10 protein-coding genes are annotated in these 14826 nt (G+C 42.2%); 1 reads left to right on the top strand and 9 read right to left on the bottom strand.

Features of this window, described 5'->3' with window-relative positions:
• Window positions 1–70 precede the first annotated feature (70 nt).
• On the top strand, window positions 71–946 hold the full coding sequence (locus ACZZZW_RS08295; RefSeq protein ID WP_055911121.1) for an AraC family transcriptional regulator: 876 nt from the start codon (window positions 71–73) through the stop codon (window positions 944–946).
• Between the two features lie 223 nt (window positions 947–1169).
• Here ACZZZW_RS08295 and ACZZZW_RS08290 read toward each other — a convergent pair whose 3' ends face one another.
• Genes ACZZZW_RS08290 through ACZZZW_RS08250 form a run of 9 tightly spaced genes read right to left on the bottom strand, consistent with a single transcriptional unit; the run spans window position 1170 to window position 14792 of the window.
• Complete coding sequence (locus ACZZZW_RS08290; protein ID WP_463492885.1) at window positions 1170–2402, bottom strand: glycoside hydrolase family 27 protein; 1233 nt, start codon at window positions 2400–2402, stop codon at window positions 1170–1172.
• Between the two features lie 10 nt (window positions 2403–2412).
• The gene (locus tag ACZZZW_RS08285; protein ID WP_463492884.1) at window positions 2413–3387 is read right to left on the bottom strand and encodes a glycoside hydrolase family 5 protein; all 975 of its coding nucleotides are present in this window, start codon (window positions 3385–3387) and stop codon (window positions 2413–2415) included.
• 5 nt (window positions 3388–3392) lie between these two features.
• Complete coding sequence (locus ACZZZW_RS08280) at window positions 3393–4625, bottom strand: glycoside hydrolase family 26 protein (RefSeq protein ID WP_463492883.1); 1233 nt, start codon at window positions 4623–4625, stop codon at window positions 3393–3395.
• Between the two features lie 2 nt (window positions 4626–4627).
• A complete protein-coding gene (locus tag ACZZZW_RS08275) occupies window positions 4628–5188 on the bottom strand; it encodes a hypothetical protein (RefSeq protein ID WP_463492882.1) in 561 nt (186 codons plus the stop codon).
• Window positions 5185–7428 (bottom strand): glycoside hydrolase family 3 N-terminal domain-containing protein, encoded by a 2244-nt coding sequence (locus ACZZZW_RS08270; protein ID WP_463492881.1) that lies wholly within the window; start codon window positions 7426–7428, stop codon window positions 5185–5187. Before ACZZZW_RS08270 ends, ACZZZW_RS08275 begins: the two co-directional genes overlap by 4 nt.
• A gap of 45 nt (window positions 7429–7473) precedes the next feature.
• Window positions 7474–8760: a glycoside hydrolase 5 family protein gene (locus ACZZZW_RS08265; RefSeq protein ID WP_463492880.1), complete on the bottom strand. Its 1287-nt coding sequence runs from the start codon at window positions 8758–8760 to the stop codon at window positions 7474–7476.
• Between the two features lie 55 nt (window positions 8761–8815).
• The gene (locus tag ACZZZW_RS08260; protein WP_162235819.1) at window positions 8816–9955 is read right to left on the bottom strand and encodes an IPT/TIG domain-containing protein; all 1140 of its coding nucleotides are present in this window, start codon (window positions 9953–9955) and stop codon (window positions 8816–8818) included.
• Between the two features lie 7 nt (window positions 9956–9962).
• Entirely contained in the window at window positions 9963–11615 is a 1653-nt protein-coding gene (locus ACZZZW_RS08255; RefSeq protein ID WP_055911136.1) for a RagB/SusD family nutrient uptake outer membrane protein, read from the bottom strand.
• A 15-nt stretch (window positions 11616–11630) separates the two neighbouring features.
• Window positions 11631–14792, bottom strand: coding sequence for a SusC/RagA family TonB-linked outer membrane protein (locus tag ACZZZW_RS08250; protein ID WP_463492879.1), 3162 nt, complete (start codon window positions 14790–14792; stop codon window positions 11631–11633).
• Window positions 14793–14826: the final 34 nt, after the last annotated feature.

Genomic DNA, 14826 nt, shown 5'->3' with positions numbered 1-14826 from the left:
AAATATATTTTCGTTACATTGCATTAATGTTCTTTTATCTTAAAGATATTTTTTTTTGAACCATTAAGTTATGAATAACATCATTAAAGAGATCACCCCGCTTACTCAAAATGACTGTTTCACGATTTTTTCGAGGGTAAAACAGGACTTCGATTTCCCGCTCCATTTCCACGAAGAGTTTGAACTCAATCTGATTTTAAATGCTGCGGGCGCAAAACGAATTGTCGGCGATAATATTGAAGAAATTACCGATATGGAACTGGTGCTGGTCGGACCTAATTTATCTCACGTCTGGACCACCCATAACTGCAAAAGTGAAGAAATTACGGAAGTTACCATACAATGGCACAAAGATCTTTTCGATGATAAAATGTTGCGCAGAAACCAACTGAGTTTCATCCGAAAAATGTTCGAGCGCTCAGTTAGGGGAATCCTATTTCCGAGAGAAACCATTGAAAAGGTTTATAAGCGGATATTGGATATTAACCAGTTACAGGGATTTGATTCTGTTTTAGAATTAATGAGTATTCTCCACGATCTCTCCTCATCGAAAAGCCTGCGGGTGCTATCTGACGCGACATTTAACAACGACCAGGTTTTAAATTACAACAGTAGAAGGATTGATAAGGCTTTTGAATTTATGAATGCAAATTTCAACAAGCCGATCACCTTAAAAGATTTATCGAAACTGGTGAGCATGACAGAAGTTTCCTTTAGTAGGTTTATTAAAAAACGTACGGGAAACACGTTTATAGATAGCTTGAATGAAATCCGTTTGGGCCACGCTACCCGGATGCTTATTGAGACCACACATTCCGTTTCTGAAATTTCCTATAAGTGCGGTTTCAATAACATTTCCAACTTCAACAGACTGTTCAAGAAAAAGAAACATTGCACACCTAAAGAGTTTCGGGAAAATTTCTCCGGAACGAGGGTATTTATTTAGTTTTTTGATGATCAATCATCAGCCAAGAACCGGAACAGAATAAATTTAAAACACCTGGAGAGACCGGTTGATAGCCGTAAAGATTAGCGTTTGGTTGTACCGAACGGAAAGCAGCCATGGTGTAAGCTGCTTTTGTAAAAAAATTAAACGACCGGGAAATATAGATTTCTATTTCTCCCGATCGGCGAAGTTCCACCCACCTGGAAACCAGATCAGGATAAACTTACTTTTCCAAAATCAATGTCAGAATATCATGGGAGGGAACTTCTGTTTTCAAACTTTTTCTGGTTGTTCCCAAAGCTTTTCCCGTCCAGGCATTTTTAATGTTGTATACAATAGTATTTGCATTCAGTTCTTTCTGAAAAACCTCATCTTTAACTATTTCGTCCTGCCAGTTAAAGTCTATTTTTTTAGCTACTGAAGAGCGGTTTAAAAACGATACTGCCCAGTTTCCATTGTTTAAAGGTTTAAACCAGATTTCAAATCCATTTATTTTCGAATACCTAAAACCCTGGATACCCAAAACATCCTGGTTGATTGCAATGATATTTCTGTTTGTTAACACATCGAGGGTTTCCTGGTTCATGTCCCTGAGATCATTTCCGGAAATCAATGGCGCAGCTAACATTGCCCACATGGAAAAATGCGCCCTGTCTTCTCCCGGCGTAAGTTTTCCATTTCCGATCTCCAGCATATCGGGATCATTCCAATGTCCGGGACCAGCGTATTGACGCAGGCCATCCTGTTTATCCAAAATCTGCATCACCCCCCATGACTTCCATGTACCATGATCTTCAACGCAATCAAAACAATTAAAAATATCTCCGCTGGTACGCCACAGATGCCCAACTGCCGGCCCCCAAACCCAGGGTTTATCTGTTCCCCATTCGCAGATACTGAGTACCATTGGCCTGCCGGCCTTGCGTAAAGCGGCCGTAATGGTTTTGTAAGCGCCCTCAGCTTTTAGCCCTTCGGTGTTGCACCAATCATATTTTAAATAATCGATACCCCAACCTGCATAAGTCAGTGCATCTTGAAATTCATAACCCCTGCTTCCCGGCCTGCCACCACAGGTCTGGGAACCCGCATCAGAATACAGGCCTAATTTTAATCCTTTTGAATGAATGTAATCGGCCAGGGCTTTCATTCCGGATGGAAATCTTTTCGCATCTGGATGGATGAAGCCCAAACTATCCCTTTCCCCATGCCAGCAATCATCAATATTGATGTAGGTATAGCCGGCTTTTTGCATTCCGGAACTGATCATGGCATCGGCGGTTTCTTTAATCAAATTTTCATCTACATTACAGGCAAACCTGTTCCAGCTGTTCCAGCCCATGGGCGGTGTTAATACCAGGCCGTCGAATTTACTATAATTCTGAACGTAATTATTTCCTTGTCCAAAAGCCAATGAACATGTAAAAACTGTAATTAACAAGAGAAATCTGAGCTTCATAAACTGAATTTTATTTATTTAATTTTTTAATCTGGGTTCTGATATAAAGGCCTGCCGGCGTAAGCATATTTAGTTTCCATCTTCCTGAGGGGGATGCTCCGGGTTTTAGCAGTGCTGTTGTTTCGCTTTTGTCGGTAACATTCCAATTTGCCCAGCTCAGTTTATTTTTTTCCAGCCATGCAAACCACTTTTCAGTTTTTTCCACATCGAATTTCCCATCTCCGCTGGCCTCACCAACCCCCCATTCGGTTACTAAAATGGGCAGGCCCGCAGCAATTGCCTGATCGGCCCGTTTCATCAAAAGCTCCTGATGGTTAGGATCTGAGGCATAAAAATGAAAAGAGTACGCAATGTTGCTGAAACCTTTAATTGGATCTTTTGCAACGACATCAACATCCTGGTCCCAGTGCGGACTTCCCACGATAATTATATTTTGGGAATCATACTTCCTGATTTCCTTAATCACTTCTACAGCATAATCTTTAACCGTCTGCCATTCTATTTTCTCGGGTTCGTTAAATATTTCATAAATAATATTTGGTTTACCGGCATATTTTTTGGCCATTTTAGCGAAGAACAGTTTTGATTGCTCCAGATGTTCATTTGCATGATGATCATGCCAATCAATAAGAACATACAAACCTCTATTCACCGCAGCATCAATGGTTCTGGTGATCATTTCTGTTTGCTCAACAGGATTTTGCAGATAACCGCTATCTGGCTGAACCGCCATAGAAGCCCGCAACAGGCTGATATTAAAATCAGATTGAAGCCAGTTTACAACATTTGCATTGTAGTATTTCCTTCCTCCCCAGACACTCCAGGACAAACTTACACCACGGAGCTGAGGCTCGGCATTATTGGCATTTAAAATCTTTCCGCCGACGACTTTCAATGCGCCATTGCGGTTAGCCCAGTTGATTTTTTGGGCAAAGCCGGTACCAAACATACAGCCGGCCATCACTAATAAAAAAACTTTTTTCATAAAGACTATTTAATCTGATATACTGAAGGCATTCTGTCTCCAAAAAGCACAAAGCCGTCATTTTTAAAATTCATAAAATCGCTAGCAGCAGGATGGCCTGCATAGGGTGTCCAATAGGCATCCTTGGTATTGGCCCAAAGCAGGGCGTAAGCAAATTCGAGATTTTGATTCTTTAAAGATTTTAGCAGCTGCTGGGTAAACCAATCGCTTCTGGTTAAATTCTGGAGGCCGGTCTCGGTTAATGCAGCCAGTTTATTATGTGCTTTTGCATAATCAGAAACAATTTTAAATTTGGAAGCAGCAATTGCTGGAGAAACGTTAGCTTTCATATCTTCATAATTATCAGTACCGATTAAATCTACATAGTCATCTCCAGGGTAGTAACTAAGATACTGCGACTGGGAATTAAAATTCCGGTCCGGCGACCATGCGAAAAGGAAATTCCTTACGCCTAGATCATCCCGGAGATATTTAACTGTGTATTGGTACATGGCAATATACTGTGCAGGTGTACAATGGCCACTTCCCCACCAGAACCAGCTGCCATCCATTTCATGGAAAGGACGAAAGATGATTGGAACCAAGTTACCATCTGCACCGATCAGTGTTTTAGCATAATCAGCAACGATTTTCAAAGAAGCTTTAAAGGGTTCGTTGGCTGTTCCACCGGGCAAAACCTGATCAACTGCACTAACAGGAGAGTCAGCCCAGTAAAAGCTACCTTTTGAAACCGGGTTGGCGTAGTGCCAGCTATAGGTATTTATCCCGCCCCGGTTATAGGCCTCGATAGTCAAGGTCCGCGCAATAGATTTTTCATAATCGAACCAATTGCCGGCAGAAAAATTTGTCATATGGAGAAAATCATATCCATAGACCGCGGGATAGGAACCGGTAAGCGCTTTTACATCGCTCTGCGTTGTGGGAACACCAGAAAACTGCTGTTCATTTGCCCATTGTGTTGTTGCATTTGTCACCCCCCTTTTGGTATCATCCTGATGCCCAAAAAGCACATTGGTTTTTGCGCTTTGCTTCAGGTTATAAAACAGGGATGCTGTTTCATCTGTCGCATTTTTATCTACCAACCAGGTTTTAACTTTCGCAACATTTGGCACAGTACCGATCGGTAGGATAGATGTTACGGCCGGAATTTGATGCTCAACGATCTCTGCATTTTTCTTACACGCGAACAGTACAAGGGAGCAAGCCGTAATTGCTGACAATATCTTTTTTAGTCCCATGATTAATTTGCTTTTGAAACTGGGGTCTCTTTCTCAAGATCTTCAACCGAAATCGACTTTACATTTAGGTCATCGACAAAAAAAGTTCCCGAAGCCTCGCTCAGTGCGATCATGATCCTAAAACCTGTTGCCAGATCCGGCACCCGCAAGTTTTTCTTAAAAACAGACCACCCTTCTGTTCCTGTTTTTTCTACCAACGGGATTCCTTCACCCAACGTTTTATCACCATCTGTAAATTCTAAAATGATTACAGCTGTATTCCAGGCATTTGCGCCCTGCTCTACTTCATCCGTTTTATAAAAACCGGACACTAAAATAGCTTTGGAGTTTTTGGGCAGTTTTACTTTTTGGTCAATCCCTTCCCATTTTCCCTTTACATAAGCAACCAATGCCAGACTGGCTTCGCCAGATTTTCTGATTACTGTAGAAACTTTGGCATTACCAGCCCCCCAGCTATTTAAGCCATCTTCAAAGTCACCATTGCTAATTAAATTCTTCTGCGCGGAAGCATGCCAGATACTGAAAAGAAAAATGATCAACGAAGAACAGACATACTTTTTCATAGCTTTTTGTATTGAAATTCATCACTCAGATTACCGATCATTACTTTAAAAGCGCCGGCTTCGGTGACTGTTTTTAAGGCTGTATTTACAAAGGCCAGATCGTTCTTATTTATCGAGAAGTGCACTGTTTTACTTTCTCCGGCTTTCAAGTTTATTTTCTGGAAGGCCCTTAATCTTTTCATATCAGGACTGATACTGGCGTACATATCTCTTGTGTACAACTCTATAGTCTGTTTACCATCCACTTTCCCCGTATTGCTCACTAAAACAGATACCTGCAAGCTGTTATCGCCGCTTAAGTTTTTAGTGCTCAATTTCAGATCGGTATAGCTAAAGCTGGTATAACTTAAACCCGTACCAAATGCGAATAAGGGATTATAGCCGGTATGCACATCATCATTAAAGACCTCCCTGATGTCCTCCGCAGGCTTTCTGTCATATAAAACAATTTCTCCACTGCTTCTTGGATAGCTAAAGGGAAGTTTACCGTTTGGGTTGTAATCACCAAAAAGTACATCAGCAACGGCTTCTGCAGCCTTTCTACCGCTCCAATAAGCCATTAAAATCCCACTGATTTTAGGCTCAAGATTGGTAATGAACCTTGGTCTACCTTCTGTCAAAACAAGAATAACCGGTTTCTCAGTTGCTATTGCGGCCCTGGCTAGCGCCTGCTGATTTTCATCCAAGGCTAAGTCAGCTATATTCCCGGGGCTCTCCGCGTAAGCATTTTCGCCCAGGCATAAAATTATAGCATCGGCATTCTTAGCGGACCTGGTCAGCGCATCTGCATCAAAATTTTCGGTGCTTTCGAAACCTTTAACTGTTGTGGTCAAAACATTTTTTTCGCCGACTTTTTCTTTTATGGTCTGCAAAATGGTTTTACTGTCCTTAGGATACCACTGCTCCTCTTTTCCCTGCCAGGTATAACTCCAGCAACCATTTAACGCACTGATACTTTGAGCGCCCGGACCGGCAACCAAATATCTTTTACTTTTTAATAAGGGCAGAACATCATCTTGATTTTTCAATAAAGTCATGGCTTCATGGGCAGCATCCAAAGCAAGCGTCTGATATTCCGGTCTTCCAAAATTCGCCTTTGCACCTTCTTCAGGATATGGATGATCAAACAGGCCCAAATTCATTTTGAGCATCAGAATTCTTTTAACAGCTTCATCAATACGGACCATCGGAACTTCATTCTTTTGAACCGCTTCGATCAACAGATCATAAAAGGTAAAATCACTTGGTACCATGCTCATATCTACCCCGGCATTTACGCACATCGCAACTGCCTGCCTTGGTGTACTTGCAACATGATGCCATGCATAGACACGTTTTATATCTTCCCAGTCACTTACAGCAACCCCATTAAAACCAAGTTCTTTTCTTAAGATATCGGTAAGCAGATATTTACTTGCATGAACCGGCATTCCATTTATAATACTTGAATTTATCATTACCGATGATGCACCGGCTTTTACTGCTTCTCTGAACTGAGGGAGATAATACTCTCTCATTTCTATTTCCGGCAGATAAATCGGTGTTCTGTCTTTACCGTTTCTTGAGGCTGAATAACCTAAAAAGTGCTTCATGCAACTTGCCACAGCTGTTGTGCTGTTCAAACCGTCTTCTTCGTAAGCCTTAACTACCGCAGCGCCCATTGTTTTGCCGATATAAACATCTTCACCGTAGGTTTCCGGAAAACGTGACCATAGTGGCTGTCTGCCACAATCCAGAACCGTTGCGAAATTCCACCTGACACCGCTTGCCCTTAATTCTTTTGCGGCCACTTTGGTTACGGCTCTGGCAAGATCTAAATTCCTTGTGGCCGCCATTCCAATATTTTGGGGAAAAAGTGTTGATTCCAATGTATAGGTCTGACCATGGATTCCATCTAAACCATATAATATTGGTATCTGTAATCTTGTATTTTTAGCTTCATCTGCAATTTCTGTGAGCAGCTGACGCCACTGATCTACGGTTAGCGCATGGTTGGTTACATTTAAGATTGAACCGACTTTATGCTTTATTACAGCATTTTTTAAGGCTTCGGTATTGAGCTCTCCATCTGTCTGCGTGCCAACCACCCCAAGGGTAATCTGGGTCATCTGACCAACTTTCTCCTCGAGCGTCATTTTAGCTAAAATAGCCTCAACCTTTTTTTGGTTTGATTCTACTTTTTGCGCCTTTAAGTCTATGAATGATGCGATGATCGCAACGACAAAAAAATATTTTTTCATTTTAATCTTATAAACTAAATGTTTTTGCTCAATAAGAACAGCGGACTATTTTTTTAAGTATTTCCCTATAATTTTCCAGGTCGAGAAATCAGAATTGAAAACTGAATTCAATCCCTGTTCTTCCTGTGGAGGGTCTCCGGAAAAATCATCGCCATCTTTCCAGAACAACTGTCCGTCGATGGGTTTTGATAGACCTGCGAAAGACCAAAAATTACAGCCGGAAATTGCACCGCCCTTAGCCCGGCTTTTTGCCCATATCGAGAAAATATTTCCAAAATATTCATCGCGCAGGCCTGTGGCAGCTGAAGGATCAAAGGCATGACCATCTCTGGGCAGACCGAACTCTTCAATTACCAAAGGTTTATTTAATTGAATTGCAACCACTTCATGTACATTAACGTAGTCCGAGGTTTTGTGGATAACTCCCTGCAAGCTCTCCTTTGTTGGCGCTTCTTTAAACCATCCCCAATTTTTTGGCCAAATGTGGATTGTTAAGTAATCGATATTTACACCTGCATGGATTTCTTTAAATAAATCGAGGTTCTCTTCTGTACCCATAAAACCTTCTGTGCCTATTGTAACCAAATGATTTTTATCCATGGATTTAATATAAGATGTAGAATTGGTGATCCAGGCTTTATAAGCTCCGATCGCTTCAAGCCGCATCGGACGGGGTTCATTAGCCAGTTCCCAGGCCATAATTGCGGGTTCATTTATATATTTTTTGCCGGTATAGGCATTTTTATGTTGAAGGACAAAATACACCTGCTTTTGATAATCGGCCTTGCAGGCATCACATGAGTAGAATTTACTGGTATAATCACGCTGTTCGTCCCAGGTCAATTTTCTTTTTAAGGTGTCATTATCAATTTTTCCGTTCCAGTTTAAATATTGCATAAAGCCACCACTCCACTCCCAATTATTGCTCAGATATAAAACGGCATACATCTTCCGCCTCCCCATTTCCATTAATAAAAAATCCAGCCCTTTCATAAGCGCGGTATCAAAAACGTTATGCTGAGTCTGTAAGGCAGGCTTGACCCGAACCACGCCATTTATTTTCCCTTCCCCCTCTGAGCTGACCAATACACGGAGGTTATTTATACCTTTTGACTTTAAGAAATCAAGTTCTTTGATCAGTCTCAGTTTACCCCTTGCCGGATCTTTTTCCAAAGCAAGCAGTCCACCATACCAATAATTGGTACCGATATAATAGTATGGTTTTTCGCCGATCAGAAACTGATGCCCTTTTTGCTTAACGAAAGACTGTTGCGCGGTTGCCATACCGATAAAAAACATGGATGCAATCAGCAGGTATATTTTTTTCACCATTTTTGTTAAAAAAGCCCTGATCTGCTTAAGACCAGGGCAATAAATTTCTAACTCACTAAATAAACCCTATGTCATCGACATAGATTGTACTCGGCACTGCATTGCCTAAACTTTGCAGTACAAATTCGGTAATAACCGAGGGATTGCCCACATCTTTTAACTGAATGGTAAAATCGGTGTAAACACCGGGCACCAACGTTATGGCCACCGCATTGCCGTAATTACCATTGATAACCAATTGAACCCTGCTTCCGGCCACTATTCCAGTTCCGCCGTATATGGAGAACTTTATGGCAGTCAGACCAGATTTTGCAACATCGATCGTCGATCCATTGTACCCGATCTGTAATGCGCCATAGGCATCCGTAAAGGTTGTAGCAATAGCAGAGGTGCCCCGCTTAACACGGGTGGTACTCGCCAGGTTTATCGTACTGTTGTAACCCAAATAAGAGCCCCATCCTGTTGCGAAAAGATCATCATAAAGCAGGGCTTTAAATCCAAATGAACCGGCAGAACGGGTGGTTCCTCCAGGGGTAGTGACTAAAATACGTGACTGGACAACTCCTGCCGGTACTTTCACCTGAATCTGGGTCTTGGTCGGTGTTCCGACAATCTGGGCAGGAATGGAATCAAAAGTAACTTTGGTCACTCCCTCGAATACCGTTCCGGTTATGGTCACCGTTTCTCCTGCACCTGCAGCAACCGGACTGAAGGTTGTAATTGTCGGCGGGGGCTGCAGAATGGGGAAATCAAAACTTGCGGAGCCAAACTTGGTTGTTACGATCAGTTTATTACTTTGACCGCCCCCATAAGGTGTTATGGCAGGTATAGAAACAATAATGCTGTTATCTGTCAATAATGCTGGATTGTAGTTAACCTGTAGTCCATTAAAAGAAACCGAAAGGGTTGTCAGTAGATTCTCTCCGATGATGGCGTATTGGTTATTCAACCTTCCGGCAACGATCGTAGAGTCAAATTTTACCTGCCTGGTCTCGTCATAGATGGAATTGGAATCCAGATTGATCCTGTGCACAACGTTTTTAAGGGTATCGGTTTTGCTGATCAGCCTTACCCTTGTAATTTTTGGTGCGCCGCCGGCACCCTCGTCGGTTTTCTTACAGGAAGCAAAACCCAATACCATGGCAACGAACACGAAGAACACAGTAAATTTTGTTTGTTTATTTATCTTTTTCATGTTTATTTTATTTAAAAACATAAGGTACCGGTGGCTGTAATAATTTAGGGTTTGATGCAACCTCGGTTGCCGGGTATGGAAACAGGAATTTGCTGTTTGTCATTGAATAATATCCATTTCCATAGCTATTGGAAGGTACGCTGTTATCGCCAGCTCCACGATCCTGTTGATTGATGATTGTAATCGCGTTTGGATGGCTGGAAACATTATAGCCATCTAAACGGGCCAGATCAAACCAATAGTCAAATTCGAACATCAGCTCGCGCCTGCGTTCTTCCAAAATGTCATCTCGGTAATATTGGGCTGGTGCGTTAGCAGGTTTGCCGGGTGTGTTGTTTGCAGTAAAATAGCCCCGTCGGATCTGTGTTAAATTACCAAGACCTGCACGGTTTCTTATTTTGTTGATAGCCGCCAGCGCTTGTGCATCTGTGCTGTTTTTTGAAGTTCCCATTATGGCCTCGGCCAAAATCAGGTACACCTCGGCGTAGCGCATCATATACGTATTGTTTGCCGAAGACTGGGCTGAGCCGATACCTCCATTGTCTGCCGGCGTACCTACCACATATTTTTTAACAAAAGCACTTGTTCCCTGACCTTGATTGGCTGCCTGGGTATACCCTCCTGTGGCCTGGTTAATCTCTGGATAGACAGCTCCTGTAACCATTATAGTCGGTTTGAAGCGTTTGTCATCCTGCTGAAAGCTATACAGCGCATCAAAAGTAACCCCTAAAACGCCATATCCGTCACCCGTCCCGGTAATTGAGGTATTGGCTGCCCAGGAAGCCTGTAATGGATTCCCTTTGCCATAACCTCCTGCACCCGCCCATTGCAGTGCGATCACAGATTCTTCGTTGTTATTGTTAGCTGTAAGGAACAGGTCTTTAAATTCTTTTCCAGGAACATCAATGCCATAAAGTTTGAACTCCCCGCTGTTGATCACCTTTTCTGCCTCAAGGCGTGCATTGGTATAGTCTTGCATGTAAAGATAAACCTTGGCAAGCAGTGCGGATGCCGATCCACTGGAAACTCGGCCTTGCGCTATAGAATTGCCACTTCGGATCTGTGGAATAAGGTTTGCTTCGGCAAACTTAAGATCATTCAGGATAAATTTATAAACATCCGGTACCGGATTGGTATTAACCTGGAAATTTTCAACATAATCCAATGTATTTTCTATGATTGGTACATTCCCCAGCAGCCTAACCAAATGAAAATAAGCCAGTGCTCTAAAAAGATGGGCTTCTCCCAAAGCCTGGTTAACTACCTTCCTGTCTACAGATGCAGGAACCTTTTCCGGCAGGTTATTAATGATTGCATTAGATTGCGCAACCACAATCCATAAAGAATTGTAAGCATTTGCAAGTTCTGTGTTCCCATCAGTCACGGAAAAATTTCCAAAATTTGCTACATCTGAAGAATATGAGCGTCCGTTTCCACCGGCCATTTCTGTAATGGCCCATCCTCCTTTGGTCACCCAGCCAAACCAGGCTGCGCTGTAAAGTACATTGGTACTTGAACTTACCTGCTCTGCAGTTTTATAAAAATTATCCAGTGTAATGGAGCTTTGAGGGGGACGGTCGAAAAATTCCTTTTTACAACCGCTCACCGTACCCATAATTAGTACAGCTATTGTAAGCTGATATTTTATATATGTTTTCATATTTCTTTCTTATAATTAAAATTCTGCGTTGATTCCAAAAGTAAATGTGCGTGGAATAGGGTATCTGCCACTATCTACATTGGTCAGAAACACATTATAATTCTGGTTACCAACCTCAGGATCCAAACCTTTATATTTTGTAAACACATATAGGTTCTGTACGCTTGCAAATACCTTTAACCTGTTTAGCTTGGCTTTACGGATCAACTCTAATGGCAGGCTGTAGGCCAGGTTTACATTTTGAACACGCAGGAAAGAACCAGATTCTATAAAACGGTCTGAATTTTTCAAGTTCGGGTTATCCCCACCTCTGGGTGATGGAATATTTGAACCCGTATTGGTCGGGCTCCAGAAATCTATTGCAGAGGCCAATTGATTTTGATAAAGGCCGGACAACCCTGATAACTGATAGTTTAATGCATTTAAAATTTTGGCTCCATAAGAACCATTTAAAAAGATCGAAAGGTCAAAAGATTTATAAGAGAAATTATTTGTAATCCCATATGTGAATTTTGGGTTGGGGTTTCCCAATGAAGTTTGATCTGACTCATCAATTTTACCATCACCATTTAGATCCTCGAACTGAATATCCCCTAGCCAGGTGCCAGCACTGTTATTGGCAATAGGCCTGCCGAACTGAACCGGAGCAGCCCTTAACTGTCCATCGGTACGGAAAATATCCTTCACTCTATAACCATAAAACTCACCAATCGATCCGCCTACCTTTGTTCTGGTAACGGTCATCTGAAGGAAACTTACGTTGATTTTCCCGTCGATAAACGGCACACCGTCTGCTAAAGATAAAACCTCATTTTTATATTTCGAGAATATTACTGTCGTATTCCATTTGAATTTGCCAGTTAAGTTTTTACTGTTTAAAGTAAAATCAAAACCTTTATTACTTACTTTACCTCCGTTGATATATGGTGGACTGATCACACCGGTACCTGAATAAGCGGCTGTTTGCCCAACAAGATATGCCGGAAGTGGCTTTTGAAAAAGAAAGTCTTTGGATGTTTTGTTGAAGTAATCGAACGAGGCATCAATTCTTCCTTTGATCAGGCTAAAATCGACACCAATATTTGTCTGCACAGCGCTTTCCCAGGTAAGGTTCGGGTTGGCAACTTTATCTATGGCAAAGCCGGTACCTAAACCGGTAACCACAGGATTCAATGCTGATCCATATTGGTAGTTTGGAAGATTCTGATTACCTACCTCCCCATAACCTATCCTAAATTTAATGTTGTCAGCGACATCTTTTATGCCGGCCATGAATGGTTCATCCGAAAGGCGCCAGGAAACCGCAAAGGCAGGGAAATAACCTGTTTGCTTGCCCTGAACAAATTTGGAGGACTTATCTGAACGGACGGTCGCGGTAATGCTGTACTTATTATCATAAGTATAGATACCCCTGGCAAAAAAAGACTCAAGCGCCTGGCTATCTTTATATTCCCCAATGATGGCAGTCTTGAGGTCCCCTAAGCCCAGCGTCTGGAGATCATTGCTCAAAAACTTCTGGATTGAGGCATCAGTTCCGCCCCAGGAAGATTGGTTGACCTCATAGCCTAACAATGCTGTTAAGTTATGCTTCTTATTGAAGGTATGTGCATAAGTGAGATACTCTTTCCATCCCCAATAAGTAGTGTTCGAATTATATTCCTGCAATCTGGCGGTTGCATTTCCATAAATACCATATTGATAAGTTGGGACGAATACCCTTGCTGGAGAATAATTAAAATCGCCGTTCACTTCAGATCTAAGTGTCAGGTCTTTGAAAAATTTAATGTCACCATAAAGCGCTCCATTAAGATTGCTCCTGCTTAAAACATTGGTAATATCCAAAGATTGGGCAACAGGATTAATCTGCCCTCCCTGTTGGTTTGAATTGGGGATAGGACCTGCAAAAGAACCATCAGGGTTTCTGACAGCCTGATCCGGGGCACTTAACAAAGCGTTATAAACAACGCCGGTATTATTTGACAGGCCCTGATTTTCATTTGAGCGGCTTCCCGATAGGGACATGCCGACTTTTAGCCATGTTTTGACCTGACTGTTGATGTTTGAGCGAAAAGTATACCTTTTATAATTACTTCCTAAAATTGTACCGTCCTGTTTTAGATATCCTCCGGAAAAATAATAATCCACACCGTCTTTTCCTCCGGAAATACCCAACTGGTGATTCTGCATTACCGCGTTTCTGAAGATCTCATCTTGCCAATCTGTTCCTTTACCTAAAAGGGCAGGGTCGGCAAATTCCGCTCTCCTCTGTACACCGGTAACATCTGCCAACGCGTTCTGTAAGACAGCATATTGCTGAAGGTTCATTACATCGAGGAACTTTCCTTGCTGTGAAATGGCGCCGTATCCATCATATGTAACCCTTGCTGAGCCATTTTTACCGCGCTTTGTGGTAATAATAATCACACCATTGGATGCTCGGCTACCATAAATTGCAGTTGCAGATGCATCTTTTAAAACATCGATCGATTCGATATCGCTTGGGTTGATAGCAGAAAGCGGGCTTACTGCCGATTCGCCGTTGTTGGCCGATAGACCGACCGTTCTGCCACTGGTTGATTGATTGGTTGCATCTCCTGATATGGGAACACCATCAACTACATACAAAGGCTCATTGGACAGGCTCAAAGAGGTTACCCCACGTACCCGTACAGAGGTTGAACTCCCGGGCGCACCGGAATTTTGTGTAATGGTAAGTCCTGAAGCCTTGCCCTGGAGCATCTGATCGATACTCACCTGGGGTACATTTTCAATATCCGCGGCCTTAACAGACGAAATCGCGCCGTTCACATCTCCCCTTTTCTGGTTACCATACCCTATCACAACCACGTCGGAAAGATCTGTTGATGCAGGTTTCAGAACAACATTTATCACATTCTTTTCTCCTACTGTAATTTCCTGCTTCGCAAGGCCAATAAAAGAAAAGACCAGTGTGGTTGCTGAACCTATTGGCACGGTAATCATATATTTTCCGTCAGAATTCGTGGAAACAGCAGTTTGAGAATTTTTGATAGATACCCCTGCTCCTGGCAAGGTTACACCTTTTACATCTGAAACAGTTCCTGTAATCTGTCTATTTGCTGTACTCTGGGCTAGCGCCGGAAACAGCGGTGCCAGAAACACAACAAACAGCATAGCTGCTCGTAAGGTTTTACTCATAATGTTTATATTTAGTTATTTGTTTACTAATTCA

The sequence above is a fragment of the Pedobacter sp. AC379 genome, assembly GCF_979258145.1.
This window is presented reverse-complemented; position numbering and strand designations above follow the sequence as displayed.

What these genes read in the sequence shown, in the direction of transcription:
- ACZZZW_RS08295 (WP_055911121.1), top strand. Translation starts at nt 71, where the DNA reads ATGAATAACATCATTAAAGAGATCACCCCGCTTACTCAAAATGACTGT.
- ACZZZW_RS08290 (WP_463492885.1), bottom strand. Translation starts at nt 2,402, where the DNA reads ATGAAGCTCAGATTTCTCTTGTTAATTACAGTTTTTACATGTTCATTG.
- ACZZZW_RS08285 (WP_463492884.1), bottom strand. Translation starts at nt 3,387, where the DNA reads ATGAAAAAAGTTTTTTTATTAGTGATGGCCGGCTGTATGTTTGGTACC.
- ACZZZW_RS08280 (WP_463492883.1), bottom strand. Translation starts at nt 4,625, where the DNA reads ATGGGACTAAAAAAGATATTGTCAGCAATTACGGCTTGCTCCCTTGTA.
- ACZZZW_RS08275 (WP_463492882.1), bottom strand. Translation starts at nt 5,188, where the DNA reads ATGAAAAAGTATGTCTGTTCTTCGTTGATCATTTTTCTTTTCAGTATC.
- ACZZZW_RS08270 (WP_463492881.1), bottom strand. Translation starts at nt 7,428, where the DNA reads ATGAAAAAATATTTTTTTGTCGTTGCGATCATCGCATCATTCATAGAC.
- ACZZZW_RS08265 (WP_463492880.1), bottom strand. Translation starts at nt 8,760, where the DNA reads ATGGTGAAAAAAATATACCTGCTGATTGCATCCATGTTTTTTATCGGT.
- ACZZZW_RS08260 (WP_162235819.1), bottom strand. Translation starts at nt 9,955, where the DNA reads ATGAAAAAGATAAATAAACAAACAAAATTTACTGTGTTCTTCGTGTTC.
- ACZZZW_RS08255 (WP_055911136.1), bottom strand. Translation starts at nt 11,615, where the DNA reads ATGAAAACATATATAAAATATCAGCTTACAATAGCTGTACTAATTATG.
- ACZZZW_RS08250 (WP_463492879.1), bottom strand. Translation starts at nt 14,792, where the DNA reads ATGAGTAAAACCTTACGAGCAGCTATGCTGTTTGTTGTGTTTCTGGCA.